General features: G+C 73.9%; 17 protein-coding genes. 9 read left to right on the forward strand and 8 right to left on the reverse strand.

Going from position 1 to position 19,343, the window contains the following annotated elements; all coding sequences use genetic code 11:
• Positions 1-537 precede the first annotated feature (537 nt).
• From SCWH03_RS15755 to SCWH03_RS15765, 3 genes are all read right to left on the reverse strand, one after another.
• Complete coding sequence (locus tag SCWH03_RS15755; RefSeq protein ID WP_173264867.1) at positions 538-2,103, reverse strand: APC family permease; 1,566 nt, start codon at positions 2,101-2,103, stop codon at positions 538-540.
• A gap of 34 nt (positions 2,104-2,137) precedes the next feature.
• The gene (locus tag SCWH03_RS15760) at positions 2,138-3,094 is read right to left on the reverse strand and encodes a hypothetical protein (RefSeq protein ID WP_173264868.1); all 957 of its coding nucleotides are present in this window, start codon (positions 3,092-3,094) and stop codon (positions 2,138-2,140) included.
• Between the two features lie 353 nt (positions 3,095-3,447).
• Complete coding sequence (locus tag SCWH03_RS15765) at positions 3,448-5,103, reverse strand: FAD-binding dehydrogenase (RefSeq protein ID WP_173264869.1); 1,656 nt, start codon at positions 5,101-5,103, stop codon at positions 3,448-3,450.
• A gap of 386 nt (positions 5,104-5,489) precedes the next feature.
• On the opposite strand from SCWH03_RS15765, the gene SCWH03_RS15770 reads away from it, so the two are divergent.
• The 5 genes from SCWH03_RS15770 to SCWH03_RS15790 all read left to right on the forward strand — a co-directional run bounded on the left by SCWH03_RS15770 (position 5,490) and on the right by SCWH03_RS15790 (position 9,291).
• A complete protein-coding gene (locus SCWH03_RS15770) occupies positions 5,490-6,050 on the forward strand; it encodes an NUDIX hydrolase (protein WP_173264870.1) in 561 nt (186 codons plus the stop codon).
• Positions 6,051-6,180: 130 nt separating this feature from the next.
• The gene (locus SCWH03_RS15775) at positions 6,181-6,570 is read left to right on the forward strand and encodes a YidH family protein (RefSeq protein ID WP_173264871.1); all 390 of its coding nucleotides are present in this window, start codon (positions 6,181-6,183) and stop codon (positions 6,568-6,570) included.
• The gene (locus SCWH03_RS15780) at positions 6,567-6,884 is read left to right on the forward strand and encodes a DUF202 domain-containing protein (RefSeq protein ID WP_173264872.1); all 318 of its coding nucleotides are present in this window, start codon (positions 6,567-6,569) and stop codon (positions 6,882-6,884) included. Before SCWH03_RS15775 ends, SCWH03_RS15780 begins: the two co-directional genes overlap by 4 nt.
• 163 nt (positions 6,885-7,047) lie before the next feature.
• Positions 7,048-8,070, forward strand: coding sequence for a phosphotransferase family protein (locus tag SCWH03_RS15785; RefSeq protein WP_173264873.1), 1,023 nt, complete (start codon positions 7,048-7,050; stop codon positions 8,068-8,070).
• 6 nt (positions 8,071-8,076) lie between these two features.
• Positions 8,077-9,291: an acyl-CoA dehydrogenase family protein gene (locus SCWH03_RS15790; protein WP_173264874.1), complete on the forward strand. Its 1,215-nt coding sequence runs from the start codon at positions 8,077-8,079 to the stop codon at positions 9,289-9,291.
• 214 nt (positions 9,292-9,505) lie between these two features.
• Here SCWH03_RS15790 and SCWH03_RS15795 read toward each other — a convergent pair whose 3' ends face one another.
• The 3 genes from SCWH03_RS15795 to SCWH03_RS15805 form a co-directional block, all read right to left on the reverse strand.
• Positions 9,506-10,099, reverse strand: a complete 594-nt coding sequence (locus SCWH03_RS15795; RefSeq protein ID WP_173264875.1) for a TetR/AcrR family transcriptional regulator — start codon at positions 10,097-10,099, stop codon at positions 9,506-9,508.
• A 69-nt stretch (positions 10,100-10,168) separates the two neighbouring features.
• A complete protein-coding gene (locus tag SCWH03_RS15800; protein WP_254076780.1) occupies positions 10,169-11,824 on the reverse strand; it encodes an AMP-binding protein in 1,656 nt (551 codons plus the stop codon).
• Positions 11,821-12,582 (reverse strand): SDR family oxidoreductase, encoded by a 762-nt coding sequence (locus SCWH03_RS15805; protein WP_173264877.1) that lies wholly within the window; start codon positions 12,580-12,582, stop codon positions 11,821-11,823. Before SCWH03_RS15805 ends, SCWH03_RS15800 begins: the two co-directional genes overlap by 4 nt.
• Positions 12,583-13,557: 975 nt before the next feature.
• Between SCWH03_RS15805 and SCWH03_RS15810 the strand changes: the two genes are divergently transcribed.
• From SCWH03_RS15810 to SCWH03_RS15820, 3 genes are all read left to right on the forward strand, one after another.
• Complete coding sequence (locus SCWH03_RS15810) at positions 13,558-14,169, forward strand: hypothetical protein (protein WP_173264878.1); 612 nt, start codon at positions 13,558-13,560, stop codon at positions 14,167-14,169.
• A 433-nt stretch (positions 14,170-14,602) separates the two neighbouring features.
• On the forward strand, positions 14,603-15,316 hold the full coding sequence (locus tag SCWH03_RS15815; RefSeq protein WP_173264879.1) for a YoaK family protein: 714 nt from the start codon (positions 14,603-14,605) through the stop codon (positions 15,314-15,316).
• Between the two features lie 209 nt (positions 15,317-15,525).
• Positions 15,526-15,987 carry a MaoC family dehydratase gene (locus SCWH03_RS15820; RefSeq protein ID WP_173264880.1) on the forward strand — a complete coding sequence of 154 codons (462 nt, stop codon included), beginning with the start codon at positions 15,526-15,528 and terminating at the stop codon, positions 15,985-15,987.
• Between the two features lie 196 nt (positions 15,988-16,183).
• Here the strand turns inward: SCWH03_RS15820 and SCWH03_RS15825 are convergent, their stop codons facing one another.
• Positions 16,184-16,807: a TetR/AcrR family transcriptional regulator gene (locus SCWH03_RS15825; protein ID WP_173264881.1), complete on the reverse strand. Its 624-nt coding sequence runs from the start codon at positions 16,805-16,807 to the stop codon at positions 16,184-16,186.
• Between the two features lie 288 nt (positions 16,808-17,095).
• Between SCWH03_RS15825 and SCWH03_RS15830 the strand changes: the two genes are divergently transcribed.
• Positions 17,096-17,776 carry a TetR/AcrR family transcriptional regulator gene (locus SCWH03_RS15830; protein ID WP_173264882.1) on the forward strand — a complete coding sequence of 227 codons (681 nt, stop codon included), beginning with the start codon at positions 17,096-17,098 and terminating at the stop codon, positions 17,774-17,776.
• A gap of 151 nt (positions 17,777-17,927) precedes the next feature.
• On the opposite strand, the gene SCWH03_RS15835 is transcribed toward SCWH03_RS15830, so the two are convergent.
• Complete coding sequence (locus SCWH03_RS15835) at positions 17,928-19,262, reverse strand: MFS transporter (protein WP_173264883.1); 1,335 nt, start codon at positions 19,260-19,262, stop codon at positions 17,928-17,930.
• Between the last annotated feature and the right edge of the window lie 81 nt (positions 19,263-19,343).

Raw genomic sequence — 19,343 nt, forward strand, 5'->3', positions numbered from 1 at the left:
CTGGACTGGAGGCATCAGACCGGCACCGGGAAGGGGCCTGCGGCTTCTGGATGTCGCGACGCACGGCCTCCGGGGGCCGCCCCCCGTCATGTTTTCTGCGGCTCCGCCAGACCGGCCGCCCGGCATCGCCTTTGCGAACGGCTTCGGCGGCGCGGGCGCAGAACGTGGCGGCGACCGGGCCCGGCTCTCCTGCACTGCGGGCTGCGGGCTGCGGGCTGCGGGCTGCGGGCTGCGGGCTGCGGGCTGCGGGCTGCGGGCTGCGGGCTGCGGGCTGCGGGCTGCGGGCTGCGGGCTGCGGGCTGCGGGCTGCGGCGAACCGTACCGACGGGCGCCCCCGTGAGCGCGGCGCCCGGACGGCGGGCCGGGCGGTCCCCGGATGGGCGGGCTCCCGGGCACATCGCACCCCATACTTTCCCTGGCGCACGGCCCGCTGCCGCCGGCGGCGCACGGCCCGGCCGAACCTCCGCACGCGGCCGGGGGCTCCCGGCGGGGGGAGCACCGTCGCGGCCGTTCGGCCTGCCGACCCGGGCGTCGAAGTCACACCTCGGCGCGGGGTGCCGGGCCCTTCTCCGCGGCCTGCTCAAGCCGGAAGGCCTCGTTGCCGAGCCCGATCCGGGCGTGCACCTCGGGCCGCAGCCGCTTCAGGACCATGCCGTAGACGAGCCCGCCGGCCAGCCAGGCGCCGATGATGCCGGGCAGGATGCGGCTCAGCGCGGAACCGGGTCCGGCGCCGATGAGGACGTCGAAGTCCTTCACCGTGTAGACGGCTATCCCGAGGAGCGCGAGCCCGGCCAGCCCGGAGCAGACGAGTCGCCACGCCTGCGAGCCGGCCGCGCCGCGGCGCACGAAGAAGGCGATCACGGCGAAGGAGGCCGCGGCCATCAGCAGGATCACCCCGAGGGCCCCGATGTTGCCCATCCAGGTGAACAGCCGCAGTACCGGAGTGGTCGGGTCGCCCGCGGGCCTGCCGTCGGTGGCGGCGAACGCCGCGATCACCGCGACGGAGACGACGGACTGGAGCACCGATCCGGTGGCGGGGGCGCCGCTGGTACGGGTGGTCCGGCCGAAGCCGGATGGCAGCAGCCCCTCCCGGCCCATGGCGAACGCATAGCGGGCGACGACGTTGTGGAAGCTGAGCAGCGCGGCGAACATCCCGGTCAGGAAGAGGACGTGCAGCACGTCGGTGAAGGTCGTGCCGAGCCGGCTGCCGGTGAGCGAGAACAGCAGTCCGGGCCCCTGCTCGGCGGCCTCGCGGGTGACGGCGCCGGGACCGGTGGCGACGGTGATCGCCCAGGCGCTGAGCGCGAGGAACAGCGCGGCGTAGCCGACCGCGAGGAACATCACGCGCGACACGACCACCTGGGGCCGGCTGGTCTCCTCCGCGTACACCGGGGACTGCTCGAAGCCGACGAACGCGGCGATGCAGAAGCACAGGGCGGTGCCGAGGCCCGCACCGGTGAGGGTGGCGGGGTCGAAGGCGCGCAGGGAGAGGCCCTCGGGGCCGGGCTCGGCCACGGCGGCGATGTCGAAGACGACGACGAGCGCGCACTCGACCACGAGGAGGACGCCGAGCACCCTGGCGTTGAGGTCGATCTTCAGCCAGCCCAGCACGGCGACGACGGCGGCGGCCGCGAGTGCGGGGACCCACCAGGCGACGGTCAGGCCGAGGTGGGTGGCGAGCAGCCAGGAGACCTCGAATCCGAGGATGCCGTAGATGCCGACCTGCATGGCGCTGTACGCGACGAGGGCGACCAGCGCGGCCCCGGCGCCCGGGGTGGGGCCGAGGCCGCGGGCTATGTAGGCGTAGAAGGCACCGGCGTTGTGGACGTGTCGGCTCATCTCGGCGTATCCGACGCTGAACAGCATCAGGACGAGGCCGAGGACCACGTACAGCAGGGGCTGGCCGACGATGCCCATCACACCGTAGACGGTGGGCATGACCCCGGCCACGACCATCAGCGGTGCGCTGGCGGCGAGGACCGAGAGCAGCAGGCCCGCCGTCCCGAGCCGGTCGGCGCGCAGCGCCCGGTCCTGGCCCTTGTAGGTGTTGATCTCGCTCGTGCTGGTGGCGCTCGTGCTGGTGCTCGAACTGGCCGGCGGCATGGCGGGGCGGTCCCTTCTCGGGGATGGGGTCGTTTCAGACGGAGCCGAGCGCGGCGTCGCGCGCGGCGAGGAAGGCATGGTGCGGATCCCGGTCCGGGTAGGACCAGGGGGCCGGGGTGGCGTGCGGTCCGATGCGGTGGAAGAGGGCGGCTGCCTCGGCGGAGCGGCCCTCGCAGAACTTCGCGTGGGCGAGGAAGTTGAGGTCGAGGCGGTTGCGCGGGTGGTCCTCGCCTTCCCACTCCAGCCACCAGTCGAAGGCCGCCTTCATCACCTGGCGGGCCCGCCGGCTGGTCCAGTGGCCCGCGAGGGCCGGGTCGGCGGGCCGGCCGTCGGCCGCGGCCAGTACCCGGTACCGCTCGGTGTGCGCGATCACGGGCAGCACGGCGAGCGGGGAGTCCGCGGGGGCCTGCTCGGACGCCCAGGATGCGAAGTCGTACACCTCGTGGAGCGGGTCGTGACCCGCCCGGGCGTGGCGTTCGGCGAGCCGTGCGGCCATCAGATGGTGGGCGTGGTGGTGTTCGGGGTGTCGGACCCGCACCTCGTCGAAGAGGCGGACGACCTCCCCCTCGGTTCCCAGGGTGCGGGCGAGGAGCAGCTGGGCGAGCCACGGGGTCGGGTCGTCGGGCGCCCGTCCCGAGGCCACCAGGCAGGCGGCCCTGGCGGACTCCGGCCGCTCCCTGCCGCGCAGGGCGGCCCGGACCGCGGCGCAGGCGAGCAGCGCGGCGGCGTCGGGGCTCTCGGGCTCGGCGAGGAGCCAGTCGCGCGCCCACGCGGCGCTGGACGGCGGCTCGCCGAGGACGACGAGCCGATGGCCGCGGCGGTCCCAGTCGTCGCCGGTGGCCGAGAGCAGCGAACGGGCCGCGCTCCAGCGCCCCTGGGTCAACTGGCCGCGCACGCATATGAGTTCGGTGTCGTCGAGCGCGGGATCGAAGGACTGACCGGAGCGCCCTGCCCGACGGCGGTGGCCGAGCGGAGGCGGAGGTGGCGGCATCCGCATTGCTACTTTCACATCAGACAGTGAGCGAATGATCGCTCTCAGCAAAGCGGTAGGGAAGGCTCTGCGTCAAGGCCGACCCCTCCGACGCCCCTCCGACGCCCATCCGACGTCTCTCCGATGTCTCTCCGATGTCTCTCCGATGTCTCTCCGGCACCCGCGCCCACCACCAGCCCGAGCCACTCGTACCCCGCGCCCCGCCTGCGCCCCTCTCCCCCCGCACGCGTCCACCGCCCGCCGCCCAGCGGCCCGGATCGGCCACCGCTCCCCGCAGCCGGCCGGGGGCGGGCGGTCCCGCCGGCCCTGCCGACCCCGCCGGCCCCGCCGCGGTCGCGGCCGTGCCCGATCCGCTACGACACCGCCTTCGCCGCCGCCCGGCCCGCCGCGCGCCCCGAGAAGATGCAGCCGCCGAGGAAGGTGCCCTCGAGGGAGCGGTAGCCGTGGACGCCCCCGCCGCCGAACCCGGCGGCCTCGCCCGCCGCGTACAGCCCCGGCAGCGGATCCCCGCCCTCGGTGAGGACCCGGGAGGAGAGGTCCGTCTCCAGGCCGCCGAGCGACTTGCGGGTGAGGATGCTGAGCCGTACGGCGATCAGCGGACCGGCCGCCGGGTCGAGGACGCGGTGCGGGGCGGCGGTGCGGATCAGCTTGTCCCCGAGGTACCTCCTGGCCCCCCGGATGGCGGTGATCTGGAGGTCCTTGGTGAAGGGGTTGGCGATCTCGCGGTCGCGGGCGGTGATCTCGCGGCGCAGCGCCGCCTCGTCGATGAGGGGTTCACCGGTGAGCGCGTTCATGCCCCGCACCAGCGCCGCCAGGTCCTTCTCGACGACGAAGTCCGCCCCGTTGTCCATGAACGCCCTTACCGGGCCGGGCACTCCGGCGCGGGCGCGGTCGATGACGCCGCGGACGGAGCGGCCCGTCAGATCGGGGTTCTGCTCGGAGCCCGAGAGGGCGAACTCCTTGCCGATGATGCGCTCGTTGAGCACAAACCAGGTGTGGCCGTGGCCGGAGCGCGAGATGTGCTCCAGTGTCCCGAGCGTGTCGAAGCCCGGGAACAGCGGGACCGGCAGCCGCCGCCCGCGCGCGTCCAGCCAGAGCGACGAGGGCCCCGGCAGGATGCGGATGCCGTGCCGGGCCCAGACGGGGTCCCAGTTCTCGATGCCCTCGGTGTAGTGCCACATGCGGTCGCGGTTGATGTGGCTGGCGCCTGCCGACTCGGCGATACCGAGCATCAGCCCGTCGACGTGGGCGGGGACGCCGGAGAGCAGCTTGCCGGGCGGAGTGCCGAGCCGGTCGGGCCACTGGGCGCGCACGAGGTCGTGGTTGCCGCCGATGCCCCCGGAGGCGACGACGACGGCCTGGGCGCGGAGTTCGAAAGATCCGGTGGCCCGGCGGCTGCTCGCCTCCCCCCGCAGCGCCTCGGACGGCTCCAGGATCTCCCCGGTGACGGTGTCGAGGGCGCCGGAGGTGCGGCCCAGCCCGGTCACCCGGTGCCGGAAGCGCAAGTCGACCAGTCCGCGGGCCACGCCCTCCCGCACCCGGCGCTCGAACGGCTCCACAAGACCGGGCCCGGTTCCCCAGGTGATGTGGAAACGGGGCACCGAGTTGCCGTGTCCGCCGGCGTCGTAGCCGCCGCGCTCGGCCCAGCCGACGACGGGGAAGAACCTCACTCCCCGGGCGTGGAGCCAGGACCGCTTCTCGCCCGCGGCGAAGTCGACGTACGCCTCGGCCCAGCGGCGCGGCCAGCGGTCCTCATCCCGGTCGAACCCGGCCGTGCCGAGCCAGTCCTGCAGCGCCAGGGCGTGGCCGTCCCTGATCCGCAGCCGGCGCTGCTCCGGCGAGTCGACGAGGAAGAGACCGCCGAACGACCAGTGTGCCTGACCACCGATCGACTGCTCCGGTTCCTGGTCGAGCAGGAGGACCTTCCGCCCTGCGTCGGCGAGTTCGGCGGTGGCCGCGAGCCCCGCCAGCCCTGCCCCGATCACGATGACATCGGCGTCGTACGGCATGGTTGCTGTCCCTCTCGGAGCGGGCACCCGGCGGCGCGGCCCGGTGCGGTGGGCTCCGATCTTCTTGACGCTGCGGTAACGCGTCAACCGTTCCCACGGCGGTCGGCCGTTCCCCCCGAGGTCAATCGATCCCTTCGCAGTCGGCCCGCCTTCGCCGACGGCCCCCTCCGGGGACAGCCGATGCCGCCGGGGACCGCCGTTCCCTTCGCAGGCGAGCGGCGGCCGACCCGTACGGCCGTGGTCATGCCCGCGGCGCGACCGCCCGCCCGCCGCGTCCCGCCCGCCCCGTCCCGGCCGTGGCCTCCCGGCGGGGCCGGCGGGCCGCTTCGCCGGCGTCGAGCGCCCGCGGCACGAGCTGGTTTGACACGAGCTGGTTTGATGGGGGCATGAACAGCGTCGGCCGTCCCGCGGAGGAGATCCTCGACATCGTCGACGAGTTCGACCAGGTGGTGGGCCGGGCACCCCGCGGCGAAGCGTACGCGCGAGGCCTGCGCCACCGCTGCGTGTTCGTCCTGGCCCGCGACGCGGACGGACGCATCTTCGTGCACCGCCGTACGGCGACGAAGCTCGTCTTCCCGTCGCTGTACGACATGTTCGTCGGCGGTGTCGTGGGCGCGGGCGAGTCGTACGACGACGCGGCACTGCGCGAGGCCGAGGAGGAACTCGGGGTGTCCGGACTGCCCAGGCCGGTCCCGTTGTTCACGTTCCTCTACGAGGCGTCCGCCCCGGTGCCCATCCACGGGACGGAACCCGTGCGGCACACCTGGTGGTCCGCGGTCTACGAGGTGCGCTGCGACATCCCCGTACGACCGCAGGCCGAGGAGGTCGCCTGGTACCGCTTCCTGCCGGAGTCCGAACTCCAGGCGCGCCTCGGCGAGTGGGAGTGGGTTCCCGACGGCCTCGCCGCGTACGAACGGCTGCGGCGCGACCGGTCGCGTCCGCGCTGAGCCGGAGCCGCGACCCCGGCCGCGGCCACCCCGGAGCCAGGGCGCGCCCCCACCGCGCACACTCCGGGCGGGAGCGCACGCGGCCCCGCCGTCAGGCCCCGCGCACCGCGGCGCGGGTAGGGTGCGGCGGGTGAGCGACTTCGTACGCAACCTGGGGCTGTGGCTCGCGCCGCACCGCATCCAGGAGGAGGGCGAGACCCCCGACTACCGCTTCTCACTCGCCAACGAGCGCACGTTCCTCGCCTGGATCAGGACGGCGCTCGCGCTGATCGCGGGGGGTTTCGCCGTCGACCAGTTCCTGCCGGACCTGCGAGGGGGAATCCGGGTGGGGCTGTCGCTCGCGCTGATCGGGACCGGAGTGCTGTGCGCGTTCCGGTCGGTCCACCACTGGGTGCGCTGCGAACTGGCGATGCGGCGTGGAGAGGACCTGCCGCTGTCGCGCTTTCCGTCCGCGCTGGCGCTGGCCGTGGGGGCCGTCTCGGTGACCATGGTGGTGGTCGTGGCCTCGGGCCGTGGATGAGTACGCCGGTGCGTGACCCTGGGCTTCAGCCGGAGCGGACCCGGCTGGCCTGGCGGCGTACGACACTGGCGTTCACCGTGGCTGCTGTCTTCGCGGTCCGGCAGGTCGTGCGGCACGGTTCGGCCACGGCGGGGGACGTCGCCGCCTTCGCGCTGAGCGCGGTGGTGTGGCTCGGCTTCCTCGCGGTGGCGCACCGGCGCATCCGGGCGATGGCACCCCCGCGGCCGCCGGCTGCCATGCCCTTCGTCCAGGCGGCGGCCGCGACCACCTGCACGCTCGCGCTCGCGGGGTTCGCCGTCGCGATCGTGTGGTGAGCGGTCGCCGCCGCGTCGTGGACGGGCACCCTCATCGGGGTTCGGTGCGCTGCGGTGAGCGGTCGCCGCCGTGTGCGCCGGCCGTACCCGCCCTGGACGACATACCGACCGGTCGGTCATGATGGGTGGACCGATCTGCCCCGCCCCACCGGAGGTATCGCCGATGAGCTCAACCCACCCCCCGGGCCTCGACCCAGAGAAACTGCGGGTCCATCTCGACCGCGCGCTGCCGGGCCTGGTGAGGGGGCCGCTCGAGGCCCGGTGGATCGAGGGCGGCCGTTCGAACCTCACCTACTCCGTCACCGACGGCAGCGGCCGGTGGATCGTCCGCCGGCCGCCCCTCGGCCATGTGCTCGCCACCGCCCACGACATGAAGCGCGAGCACCGGGTCATCAGCGCCCTGCACCCGACGGCCGTCCCCGTGCCCGAGCCGCTGCTGCTCTGCGAGGACGAGGGCGTGCTCGGCGCGCCCTTCTACGTGATGGAGTTCGTGGAGGGCACCCCGTACCGGACGGCCGAGGAACTCGCGCCCCTCGGACCCGAGCGCACCCGTGCTGCCGTCCTCGCCCTCGTCGACACGCTCGTCGACCTCCACGCCCTGGATCCGGAGGCCGTGGGACTGGGCGACTTCGGCCGACCGGACGGCTTCCTCGACCGCCAGCTGCGCCGCTGGGGAAAGCAGCTGGCCGCCTCCCGGGGCCGGGAACTCGCCGGCATCGACGAGCTGCACACCGCCCTCGGGCGGAGCCTCCCGGACTCCCCCGCGCCCGCCGTCGTCCACGGCGACTACCGCCTGGACAACGTGCTGGTGGGCGAGGACGACCGGATCAGGGCCGTCCTCGACTGGGAGATGTCCACGCTCGGCGATCCGCTGACCGATCTCGGGCTGCTGGTGATGTACAGCCGCGAGCTGGAGCTGCCGGACTCCCCCGTCGGCACCACGGCCGGGGCCGCGGGCCACCCGGACGCCGCGGAGCTGGTCGAGCGCTATGCGGTCCGCTCCGGCCGGGACACCTCGGCCGTCTCCTGGTACACGGCGTTCGCTTGGTTCAAGCTCGCCGTGATCCTGGAGGGCATCCACTACCGCTACACGCTCGGCCAGACCGTCGGCGACGGCTTCGACCGGATCGGCGAACTGGTCCCCCTGTTCATCGAGCACGGACTCGCCACCCTGCAGGAAGGCTGACCACCCATGGACTTCGCTTTCGACGCCCGTACCGAGGAGCTGAGGGCCAGGCTGCTCGCCTTCATGGACGAGTACGTGTACCCGGCCGAGCCGGTCGAGCAGGAGCAGCGGGCGAGGCTCGCCTCGCCGTGGGACACCCCCGCGGTCATGGAGGAGCTCAAGGCCGAGGCACGCCGGCAGGGTCTGTGGAACCTCTTCCTGCCCGACTCCGAGCACGGCGCCGGACTGACCAACCTCCAGTACGCGCCGCTCGCCGAGATCACCGGCCGCAGCCCCCACCTGGCACCGATCGCGCTGAACTGCGCCGCGCCCGACACCGGCAACATGGAGGTGCTGGCCCAGTTCGGCACCGAGGAGCAGAAGAAGCAGTGGCTGGAGCCGCTGCTGGCCGCCGACATCCGCTCCGCCTTCGCCATGACCGAGCCCGAGGTGGCGTCCTCGGACGCGACCAACATCGAGACGCGGATCGAGCGCAGGGGCGGCGAGTACATCGTCAACGGCCGCAAGTGGTACATCTCCGGGGCCATGAACCCCGGCTGCCGGATCCTCATCGTGATGGGCAAGACCGATCCGGAGGGCGCGGACATCCGGCGCCAGCAGTCGATGATCCTCGTCCCGCGCGACACCCCGGGTGTCGAGGTGCGCCGGGCGATGCGGGTGTACGGCTTCGAGGACCACTCCCACGGCGGCCATGCCGAGGTCGTGTTCGACGACGTCAGGGTGCCGGTGTCGCACCTGATCGGCGAGGAGGGCGGTGGCTTCGCCATTGCCCAGGCACGGCTGGGGCCGGGACGCATCCACCACTGCATGAGGCTGATCGGCATGGCCGAGCGGGCGATCGAGCTGATGTGCCGGCGGGCCCTGTCGCGCACGGCGTTCGGCAAGCCGATCGCCGGGCAGGGTGTCGTGCAGAACTGGATCGCCGACGCGAGGGTGGCGGTGGAGCAGCTGCGGCTGCTGGTGCTGAAGACGGCGTGGCTCATGGACACGGTCGGCAATCGCGGTGCCCACACGGAGATCCAGGCGATCAAGATCGCCACACCGCGTGCGGTCGTGGACATCCTGGACCGGGCGGTCCAGGTGCACGGGGCGGGCGGAGTGGGCCAGGACTTCCCGCTGGCGGAGCTGTGGGCCGCGGCTCGGACGCTGCGGCTGGCGGACGGGCCGGACGAGGTGCACCAGCGGTCGCTGGCGCGGCGAGAGCTGAAGCAGTACCAGTGAGGCGGCACCGGTAGGGCGTTGCGGCCGGCAGGACAGCAGAGCGGCAGGGCGTTGCGGCCGGCAGGACAGCAGAGCGGCAGGGCAGCACCGCCCGTCGCCCCGCCACCCGCGCCGCACCACCGGCACACCACCGGCACACCACCGGCACACCACCGCACTGTCCGCGCGGCGCCCCCGCGGGCCGGGCGCCGCGCGGTTCACGACCCCGCGGGTGTCACGGGCGCAGTGCCCGCAGCAGCAGGTCGGCGAGGTGGTCGGCCACCTGCTGCGGGCTGAGCGGACCATCCGGGCGGTACCAGGTGGACAGATGGTGCACCGAGCCGAAGTGGTAGTCCACCACGAGGTCGGCGGGGGTGGCGGCCGAGAACACCCCGCTCTGCTGCCCCTCCTCGATCAACGCGCGGAACCGCTCGTGGTAGCGCCGGCGCTCGGCTCGGACCTGCTTGTTCTTCTCCGGGCTGAGGTGGTGCATGGAACGGAAGAAGATCGAGGCGTCGTCGAGGTTCTCGATCGTGGTGACGACGACATCGGCGGCGGCGGACCTGAGCCGCCGCTCCACCGGCGCGTCCGCCCCGGCGAAGGCGTCGAGGCGTTCCTGCTGGAGCCTGAGCACCCGGGAGTAGACCTCCTGGAGGAGGTCCTCCTTGGAGCCGAAGTAGTGGTAGAGGGCTCCCTTGGTGACGCCCGCCGCCTCGACGATCTCCTGGACGGACGTACGGTCGTACCCCTGCTCGGCGAAGAGCCGGGTGGCGGTGGCCAGCAGCCTCTGGGGGACGGGCGTGCCGTTCCCGTCCGTCGTCCTGGCCATTGCCGCCACCCGCCTTTCCGCTCGGTCGTCCTGTGCCGTGTGCCCCCGTCGCCGGGGCCCGGCGGTGTCTCATGCCCGGGAACGCAGTTCCCGCCTGAGGATCTTCCCACTCGTCGTCTTCGGGAGCTCCTCGAGGATCTCGACCTGCCGCGGGTACTTGTAGGCGGCGAGCCGGTCGGCGCAGTAGCCGGCGAGTTCGTCGGGGCCGACGGAGGTGCCCGGACGGAGGCTGACGTACGCCTTGACGGTCTCGCCGCGGTAGGCGTGCGGCACGCCGACGACCGCCGCCTCCCGGACCGCGGGGTGGGTGTGCAGGACGTCCTCGACCTCGCGCGGCCAGACCTTGAAGCCCGAGGCGTTGATCATGTCCTTCTTGCGGTCCACCACGTAGAGCCAGCCGTCGGGGTCCATGAATCCGATGTCCCCGGTGCGCAGTTCGCCGTCGGGGAAGCCCGCCGCGGTGGCCTCGGGCAGCCCCCAGTAGCCGGGCACGACCTGCGGCCCGCGGACGGCGATCTCGCCGTGCTCGCCGAACGGGACCTCCTGGCCGCGGTCGTCGAGTATCCGTACGACGGTGTCCGCCCCGGGAAGGCCGACGGAGAGGGCGCCGGAGGCGGGGTCGACCGGGGCCTTTCTGCCCGGGGGCACCGAAGCGCAGGGAGCGGTGCACTCGGTGAGCCCGTAGCCGTTTTGCAGGTAGGGGCCGAACTGGGCGCGGAACCTCTCCACCAGCGCGGGCGGCACGGGCGCTCCGCCGGAGGAGAGGACGGCGAAGGACGCGAAGTGGTCGGGTCCGGCGCCGGGGTGCGCGGCCAGGGCCATGAAGGCGGTGGAGGGGCCGACGGTGAAGGCGGGCCGGTGCTCCAGGAAGGCGTCGAGGACGACGCCCGCCTCGAACCGGTACGCGAGCGCGAGGGTGCCCGCGTTGGCCACGCAGGCCGCCAGTTCGCACACCAGGCCCGTGATGTGGAAGAGCGGAGCGAGGGCGAAGTAGCAGGCGCCTTCGGGGACGGGGTGGCCGGTGCGCTGGCGCTCCGCGTTGTAGGTGATACCGCCGTGGAGGTTCATGGCGCCCTTGGGCCGGCCGCTGGTACCGGAGGTGTAGCTGATCAGGGCCACGTCGCCGGCCGCCGGGTCCCGGTCCCCGGGTGCGGCGTACCCGGTGCGGGCGACGGCGACGAGGTCGTCGGTGTCGCCGGGCGCCGGCAGCCGTCCGAAGCCGAGGACCCTGCCGTCGTCGCGGGTCTGCAGGTCCAGCTCGCAGGCCGTGACGGCGAACCGCACGGGGGTGGCGGCGGCGGTGCCGCGCAGCCCGGTCTCCCAGGCGCGGTCCGAGCAGATCAGCGCCGTCGCGCCGGAGTCCACCAGGGCGTGGGTCGCCTCGGCCGACTTGTACATGGGGTTCAGCGGGACGACGGTCGCCCCGGCCTTCCACGCGCCGAGCAGGGCGAGGACGAAGTGGGGGGTGTTCTGGAGCATCAGGGCGACCCGGTCCCCCCGGGCCACTTGGCGGGCGGCGAGATAGCCGGCGAGGGAGTCGGAGAGCGCGTCGGCCTCGCGGTAGCTCAGCCGGCCGTCGAAGTAGGCGAGGGCCGTGCGGTCCGGGGCCCGCCGGGCGGCGGCGCGGAAGGAGTGGACGACGCTCGCGGGCGGGTGCACGGGGGCGCGCTGGGCCGCCGTCAGCTGGGCGAGCCAGGGGCGGGCGGCATAAGGGGAGGCGCTCACCGGGCGGCCTCCCACTTCTGCTGGATGCGGTTCATGGTGCCCAGCCAGCGGTCGGGGTCGCCGGCGCGGGCCTGGTGGAACCCGGCGACCTCGGGATGCGGCAGGATGAGGAAGCGGTCGGCCTCGATCCCCTCGAACAGGGCGTCGGCGACGTCCTCGGGCTCGATGGCGTCGGGAGCGAGGACGAGTTCGCCCGCCGATCCCGCCGCGGCGAGCATGTCGGTGCGGACGCCCTGCGGGCAGATGGCGTGCACCTTGAGGCCGCGGTGACGGTACGTCAGTGACAGCCATTCCGCGAAGGCGAGCGCGCCGTGCTTGGTGACGCTGTACGGGGCCGCGCCGACCATCGTCAGGAGCCCGGCGGCGGAGACCGTGGAGACAAAGCGCCCGCCGCCCCGCTCCAGCCAGTCGGGGAGCAGGGTGCGTACGGCCCGGACGTGCGCCATCACGTTCACGTCCCAGGCCGCGGCCCAGACCTCCTCGGGGGCGAGGGCGTCGCCCGGTGAGGCGAGTCCGGCGTTGGCGCAGTAGACGTCGACGGTGCCGCCGAGGGCCTCCCTGGCCTCCTCGACGACGGCGGAGGCATCGCCGGGGACGGCGAGGCCGCCGATCTCCTCCGCGACCGCCCGGGTGCGGCCCGGGTCGATGTCGTTGACGGCGACGCGCGCGCCCTCCGCCGCGAAGCGGCGTGCCAGGGCGGCGCCGATGCCGCCGCCCGCGCCGGTGACCACCACGTTCGCGCCCTGAACCGTGCTCATCGGACCTGCCTCTCCGTCGCGGCTCACTGAGAAGGGCAGACTAACCAGTCGGTATGTACCGGCGAAAGAGGGACCCCCGCGGACTCCCCGCGGCTCGGCGGGAGTACCTGCCGGACCGGTGACCGCGGGCCGGTCCGCCCCGGCCGGCGGCATGGCGGGCGGGACGGCGGGCCGCGTCGGAGCGCCCCCCGCCCGGCGTCGGACCCGGCGTCGGACCCGGCGTCGGACCCGGCGTCGCCCGCCGTTCGCCATCGGACTCGGCGCCACCCCGGTCGATCGCCACCCCGGTCGATCGCCACCCCGGTCGATCGCCACCCCGGTCGATCGCCGCCGCCTGCCTCCGAGGCGCACACCCGCCGCCGCGTCCACCACCGCCGGGAGCCGCGGACCGCGGAGCACGACCGGGACCGGACGCCCAGGGCGACGTGGTCTGGTGCGTGGAGAATCGGCCACATCCCGTCGGTACCCGCGACTTCAGGGCGCGTTCGCACGGGACCTCGCGCCCGGGGCCGCGTCCGCACCGGAACACCCCGGCGAGGTCCGTCCCTCATGCGCGACCTCCATGGACCGGTCCTGCCCGCGCCGGCGTGCCCGTGCGCACCCCCGGGCGCGGACGCGCACGAGCACGCCCGGGGCCGGGTGCCCGGTAGTGCGGCTCCCCGGGCCGCGCCCCCTGCGCGGCGCCAGGAGACGGCCGGCTCCCGTACGCCGCCCGGCCCCGGCCCCGGTAAAGGCGCCTGGCCGAGGCAGGGTTCCGGCGCCCCCGGCACGGGGAGCCGGCCGCCGGGAAGCCGCGGGTCTCCATCGACCGCGCCACCCCGGCCTGTTCTCGGCGCCGACCCGCCGCCCTTGCCGAATCGCCGCGCCCCGTCTCGCGGTACGGACGGTCAAGGGAGCCGTATGGGGTACTCGTACGTCCATTCATTGACGCGGAAGTACCAGCGACGGCGTTCGAGCGACGGAGGTGGCAGGACGATGGCCGGATTCCGGAGTCTTGCGAGACAGGTGCGCGACCCGCGGTGCGATCTGGCGCTGCGGCGCTATTCACTGCGGAAGTGCCTGGAGCGGTTCGCCCCCTACGGGCACCGGGCGACCTGGGACCACCTGTGCACCAGGCACGGGATCGATCCCGACGACAGAGATCCCGATCCGGCACGGCTGGTGGCCGCTCTCGCCGAACTGGAGGAGGCTCGGGCCGTGTGGCTCGGGTACGAAAGGGACTTCGCGGAGCGGCGCAGGCGTGAGAAGCACGGCGGCCTGCGGCGGCCGGGGGCCTTCGACGACTGGCACCGGCGGACCTGGGGCGGCAACGGCATCGCCCGGTGCGACGACCCGGGGGTCCACCCGGCCGACCCGCTCGCCGATGTGCTGCGCCGGCTGATCACCGCGCTGCAGGCAGCGCCCTCCGCGATGTGCCCGGTGTGCGCGGACTCCCGGATCGTCTGGCGGCAGGACCTGGACCAGGAGCCCGGGTTCGGCCCCGTGTGCTCCGGCTGCGGGATCGTGGTCCCGCAGCCCGTGCTGACCCGGGAGGCACTGATGGCCGCCAAGCGGGCGCGTGTGGGGGAGCTGGCGTCGGTGGCGTGACCCGGCCGGGGCCGGCGGGCGGCGCCGGTGGCCCGGCACGAGTGCGCGCCCGAGGCCCGGAACCGACGCGGGACGCCGCGGCGCACGGTCCGGGGCCGGCTGCGCGGGACGGCGCGCCCCGCGCCGCACCCTCGCCGTTCCCGGCGGAGCGGCGCCCCGGCCCGGGTCCCGGCCGGATGACCGGGTGCGCCGAGTTGCCGGCCGGGGCCGGACTGGGCGTGCTCGCGCGGCTGCTCCACGACCCGGCATCCGACCGCGGCTTCCCCGACGCCCCGGTACCGGCCCGTCTGCCCTGAGGGCCTCGGCGCGGTCCCGCCGTGCGGTCCCACCATGCGGTCCCGCCATGCGGTCCGGCCCGGACAGCGGGCCCAGCCCGGGCCCACGGTCGGCGCAATGGCCTCCGGCCGGGCGGGGCGGGCGCAGACTCGGCGGGATGCGGGCGAGACGCGGGACGTTCCTCGTGTGGGCGATGACGGTGCTCACGCTGACGACGGGGATGATCGAGGCGGTCAGCTTCCTCGCGCTGGGGCCGGTGTTCACCGCCGTGCAGACCGGCACCCTGCTGCTGCTGTCGTTCGCTCTGGTGGGCGTCGGCGGCCTGGCCGTCGCGCCGTGCCTGGCCTCGGTGGCGGGGTTCACCGTGGGGGCCGCGCTCTCCGCGCGGTTCGAGTCGCGGTCCCGGGTGCGAGGCCACCGGTGGTTCCGGGAGGCGCTGATGGCGGAGAGCCTGGTCCTGGCCGTCGCCGCAGCGGTGGCGTGGGGCATCGATCGCCCCGGTGAAACGCTCACCGGACGCCATTACACGGCGGCCGGCCTCGTGGCACTGGCCATGGGGATCCGCAATGTCTCCACGCTGCGGACAGGGGTGCGGGGCATGCCGGTCACGGTCATCACCCGGGCCCTGGCGGCACTGATCGGAGCCTCTCCGCTGGCGGTGGACACGCGCCTCGCACCCGGCACGGGCGAGCAGGTCCGGCGGGCCGTCTCGGTGGCCGCGATGTTCGCGGGCGGCCTGTCCGGTGCCTGGCTGCTGCACGTGGTCCGGATCAGCGCAGGCACGGCGCTGCTGTTCACCGCGGTGCTCGGGATGGCCGTGGCGCTCGCCTTCACCCTGGCGCCGCGGGAGCGGATGTCCGACGCCGACTGACGGCACTCGACACTCGACACTCGACGAGCGTCAGGCGTCAGGCGTCAGGCGTCAGGAGTCAGGAGTCAGGAGTCAGGAGTCAGGCGATGGTTCGCGTCGACGCGGAATACCCTCGGGTGCTCCGTTGACAGGAAGCCCCGCCCCGGTCAGACTAAGCAGTCGCTTAGCCATGATGCAGCATCCGAGCGAGAAGGGCAGGGACAGGGAACATGGCCGAACCGAGGATCTTCACGTCCGCCGAGGAGCTGGCCGCCGGGGTCGGCGAGGAGCTGGGACCCAGCGACTGGCTGGAGGTCGACCAGAAGCGGATCGACCTGTTCGCCGAGGCCACGGGCGACCACCAGTGGATCCATGTGGACCCCGAGCGGGCGGCCGCCGGGCCGTTCGGGACGACCGTCGCACACGGCTATCTGACGCTCTCGCTGCTCCCGGCACTCGTCCCCCGGATCATGCGGGTCGAGGGCATGAAGATGGGCATCAACTACGGGACCAACAAGGTCCGCTTCCCCGCCCCGGTCCCGGTGGGCTCACGACTGCGGGCCACGGCGGTCCTCAGCAGCGTGGCGGAGGTGGGCGGCGGCGTGCAGGTGACGGCGGTGGTCACCGTGGAGCGCGAGGGCGGCGACAAGCCGGTGTGCGTCGCCGAATCGGTGTCCCGCTACTTCTTCTGAGGCTTCCTCGTCCGGGGCTTCCTCCATGCCTTCCTCCGGTTCGCCGGCAGCACCCCTTGCCCCGAAGCGCGAGCGGGGCCCGCGACTCCCGGCCCGAAGAGCCGCCTGTTCCCGCACGAACCCGCATGAACCCGCATGAACCGGCCGCCCGGGGCACCGGCCGGGCACGAACGCCCGCCACCACTCGCCCGCCCCGCTAAGGCCGCGCGGACACCATACGCAGGACGAGGTCGGCGTACAGCTCGCCGACCTCCTCCGGCGTCCTGCGCCCCTGGACGTTGAACCAGCGCGCCACGTCGATGCAGAGCGACAGCACCGCCAGGGTGGTACCGGACACGTCGGGGACGTCGAACTCGCCCGACTCCACTCCGTCGCGCAGGATCCCGCGCACCACGGCGTCGCTGCGCCGGCGCAGCGCCATGATCTCGGCCCGGTGCTCCTCGGAGAGGGCGTCGAGTTCGTACTGCACCACCCGCGCCGTGTCATGCCGCCCGGCGTGCCAGCGGACGAAGGAGCGCACCGCCTCGGCCAGCCGCCCGCCCGGCGAGCCACCGCGCCCGGACGCGGCCGACAGCACCTCGAGCGCCTTGTCGTGGCCGATCCGGCTGATCCGGTGGAGCAGCTCCTCCTTGGTCTTGTAGTGGATGTAGAGCGCGGCCGGGCTCATGCCCGCCCGGCCCGCGATGTCCCGGGTCGTCGTCGCGTGGTAGCCCTGCTCCGCGAAGGCCTCGACGGCGGCGACGAGGAGCTTGCGTGCTGCTTCGGGGGCGACCTCGCCCCAGGGCACGTCCTCGGCCGTCGCGTCCTGCGCCGCAGTCATGGCTCACCCCTTCTGCCCGCCGTCCCTGTGAGTGCGGGACGAACACCATACCCCGAACCTGAGCAAGCGCTTAGGGCGTGGAATGCGCGCATCCCCGGCGGTGCGGCGCGGATACGGGACCGGGGTCGCGACCCGCCCGCCGGCCCGGCCCGCCACCGCCCCTTGCCCGCTTCGCACTTCACCCCCCGGGGGATCCGCTCCGGCTCCAGTCCGGCTGACGGGGACCAGCGGGGACCAGCCGCGACTAGCAGTGCTAGTTTCCGGTCGGTAGGGCCTACCATGTGCCGCATGGCCCGACCCCGCAAACCCCTCCTGAGCAGAGAACGCATCGTCGGGGCGGCGAGCGCGCTGGTCGACGCGGAGGGCCTGGACGCCGTCTCCACCCGGCGCCTCGCCGGGGAGCTCGGCGTCAGCGGACCCTCTCTCTACAACCACTTCCGCAACAAGGAGGAGATCCTGGACGCGGTGGCCGACGCCGTCAGCGCCAAGGTCGATCTGTCGATGTTCGAGGAGTCCGACTCCCGCGACTGGCGCACCGCGCTCCACGACTGGGCCGTCTCCTATCGGGCGGCCCTGACCGAACACCCCCACGTCGTCCCGGTCCTGGCCCGCGGCCCGGGGCGCCGACCGGCCGCGCTGAGGGTCGCCGACGCGGTCTTCGGCGCGATGGTCCGCGCGGGCTGGCCGCCTGCCCAGGCCACCCGCATCGGCGCCCTGATGCGCTACTTCGTCACCGGCTCCGCGCTCGGTTCGTTCGCCCGCGGCTTCGTCGACGACGAGAGGGCCTACGACCCCTGCCGGTACCCCCACCTGGGCCAGGCCCATCTCCTCGCGGAACGACAGGAGGAGATCGACGAGGGCGCGTTCGACACGGGGCTGCGGGCGCTGCTGGACGGCCTCGCGGCGCAGTACGAGAAGGTGGCGGTGCAGGCGAGCCGGACGGGGGCCGCGCGGAGGGACGGCCCGTAGCGCCGGCCCACCGAACCGCTCGCCACCCACGCGCCACCGGCCCGCCCCGAGGCGGCCCGGCGGGAGGCGGCCCGGCGGGAGGCGGCCCGGCGGGAGGCGGGCGGGCCGGGAGGTGCACCGCCGTGGGATCCCGGGAGGGCGTGGTGCCGCGTCACTCCCGGGCGGCCGCCCGCTTCGCGAGGACCCTGATCGAGCCGAGCGCGACGACGGCCAGCACGGTGATGTAGACGGAGACGGCCATCGACGTGCCCGTCGCCTCCAGCAGCAGCACCATGATGAACGGGGCGAGGCCGCCGCCGAACACGGCCGCGATCTGGTAGCCGAGCGAAGCGCCGGTGTAGCGCATCTCGGGAGTGAACAGCTCGGCGAACAGGGCGGCCTGCGGCCCGTACATGATGCTGAGGAAGCAGCTGGTCACAAAGGTGCCGACGGCCAGCCACAGCAGCGAAGCGGTGTCGATCAGCAGGAACAGCGGGAAGGCCCACGCCAGCAGGCCGACCGCGCCTGCGGCGTAGATGCGCAGCCGTCCGACCCGGTCGGAGAGGGCCGCGGCGGCCGGTATCAGCGCGAGCTGGGTGAGGCTGACGCACAGGGAGACGGTGAGTACCGCCTCGCGCTCCATGCCGAGTTCGCGGGTCGAGTAGTCCAGCACGCCGGTGATGATGATGTAGAAGGTCGCGGTGTTGACGGCGAAGGAGCCGCCGGCGAGGAAGACGGTGCCGAGGTGCCGGCGCAGAATGGTCCGCAGCGGCGAGCGGGGCTCGTTCTTCTCCTCCTCGGCCAGGGCCCGTTCGGCCTCGCGGAACTCGGGGGTCTCCTCGACCCGGGTGTGGATGTACCAGGCGAGGCCGAGCACCAGGAAGCCGACGAGGAACGGCACCCGCCAGCCCCAGGACGCGAACGCGGCGTCGCCGGTCAGGGCGCCCGCGGCGAGGAACACGGTGTTGGCGGTCACCACGCCGATGGGTACGCCCAGTTGGACGAGGCTGCCGTACAGCCCGCGCCTGCCCTCCGGCGCGTACTCGGTGGCCATGAGCATCGCGCCGCCCCACTGGGCGCCGACGGCCAGGCCCTGCATCACCCGGAGCAGCACGAGGAGCAGTGGTGCGGCGACGCCGATGGACTCGTACGTCGGCAGCAGTCCGATGCCGGTGGTGGCGAGGCCCATCAGCGTGAGGGCGAGGACGAGCATCGGCTTGCGGCCCCGCTTGTCGCCGAGGTGCCCGGCGATGACCCCGCCCACGGGGCGCGCGAGGAAGCCGACGGCGAAGGTCGCGAAGGCGGCGAGGACTCCGGCCGACGCGCTGCCCGCGGGGAAGTAGAGATCGCCCAGCACCAGCGCTGCGGCGATGCCGAAGACGAAGTAGTCGTACCACTCGACGGCCGAGGCGAGGGCGGCGGCGCCGGCCACCCGTCTGCGGTGCCGGTCGGTGGGTGCGGCCGGCCGGGGATCTCCGGCGCGCGGGGAAGGGGGGACCGTGTCCATGTGTGCACACTCCGGTGGGTGCGGGGGACGAAGGTGCGGGGACCGTACCGACCGGATGGTATGGAGGTCAACGGATCGCGC

This window comes from Streptomyces pacificus, from assembly GCF_011766325.1.
GTDB classification, from domain to species: domain Bacteria; phylum Actinomycetota; class Actinomycetes; order Streptomycetales; family Streptomycetaceae; genus Streptomyces; species Streptomyces pacificus.

Bases quoted from the DNA above. Each gene is read 5' to 3' on its own strand.
- SCWH03_RS15755 (WP_173264867.1), bottom strand. From the start codon at position 2,103: ATGCCGCCGGCCAGTTCGAGCACCAGCACGAGCGCCACCAGCACGAGC.
- SCWH03_RS15760 (WP_173264868.1), bottom strand. From the start codon at position 3,094: ATGCCGCCACCTCCGCCTCCGCTCGGCCACCGCCGTCGGGCAGGGCGC.
- SCWH03_RS15765 (WP_173264869.1), bottom strand. From the start codon at position 5,103: ATGCCGTACGACGCCGATGTCATCGTGATCGGGGCAGGGCTGGCGGGG.
- SCWH03_RS15770 (WP_173264870.1), top strand. From the start codon at position 5,490: ATGAACAGCGTCGGCCGTCCCGCGGAGGAGATCCTCGACATCGTCGAC.
- SCWH03_RS15780 (WP_173264872.1), top strand. From the start codon at position 6,567: ATGAGTACGCCGGTGCGTGACCCTGGGCTTCAGCCGGAGCGGACCCGG.
- SCWH03_RS15785 (WP_173264873.1), top strand. From the start codon at position 7,048: ATGAGCTCAACCCACCCCCCGGGCCTCGACCCAGAGAAACTGCGGGTC.
- SCWH03_RS15790 (WP_173264874.1), top strand. From the start codon at position 8,077: ATGGACTTCGCTTTCGACGCCCGTACCGAGGAGCTGAGGGCCAGGCTG.
- SCWH03_RS15795 (WP_173264875.1), bottom strand. From the start codon at position 10,099: ATGGCCAGGACGACGGACGGGAACGGCACGCCCGTCCCCCAGAGGCTG.
- SCWH03_RS15805 (WP_173264877.1), bottom strand. From the start codon at position 12,582: ATGAGCACGGTTCAGGGCGCGAACGTGGTGGTCACCGGCGCGGGCGGC.
- SCWH03_RS15810 (WP_173264878.1), top strand. From the start codon at position 13,558: ATGGCCGGATTCCGGAGTCTTGCGAGACAGGTGCGCGACCCGCGGTGC.
- SCWH03_RS15815 (WP_173264879.1), top strand. From the start codon at position 14,603: ATGCGGGCGAGACGCGGGACGTTCCTCGTGTGGGCGATGACGGTGCTC.
- SCWH03_RS15820 (WP_173264880.1), top strand. From the start codon at position 15,526: ATGGCCGAACCGAGGATCTTCACGTCCGCCGAGGAGCTGGCCGCCGGG.
- SCWH03_RS15825 (WP_173264881.1), bottom strand. From the start codon at position 16,807: ATGACTGCGGCGCAGGACGCGACGGCCGAGGACGTGCCCTGGGGCGAG.
- SCWH03_RS15830 (WP_173264882.1), top strand. From the start codon at position 17,096: ATGGCCCGACCCCGCAAACCCCTCCTGAGCAGAGAACGCATCGTCGGG.
- SCWH03_RS15835 (WP_173264883.1), bottom strand. From the start codon at position 19,262: ATGGACACGGTCCCCCCTTCCCCGCGCGCCGGAGATCCCCGGCCGGCC.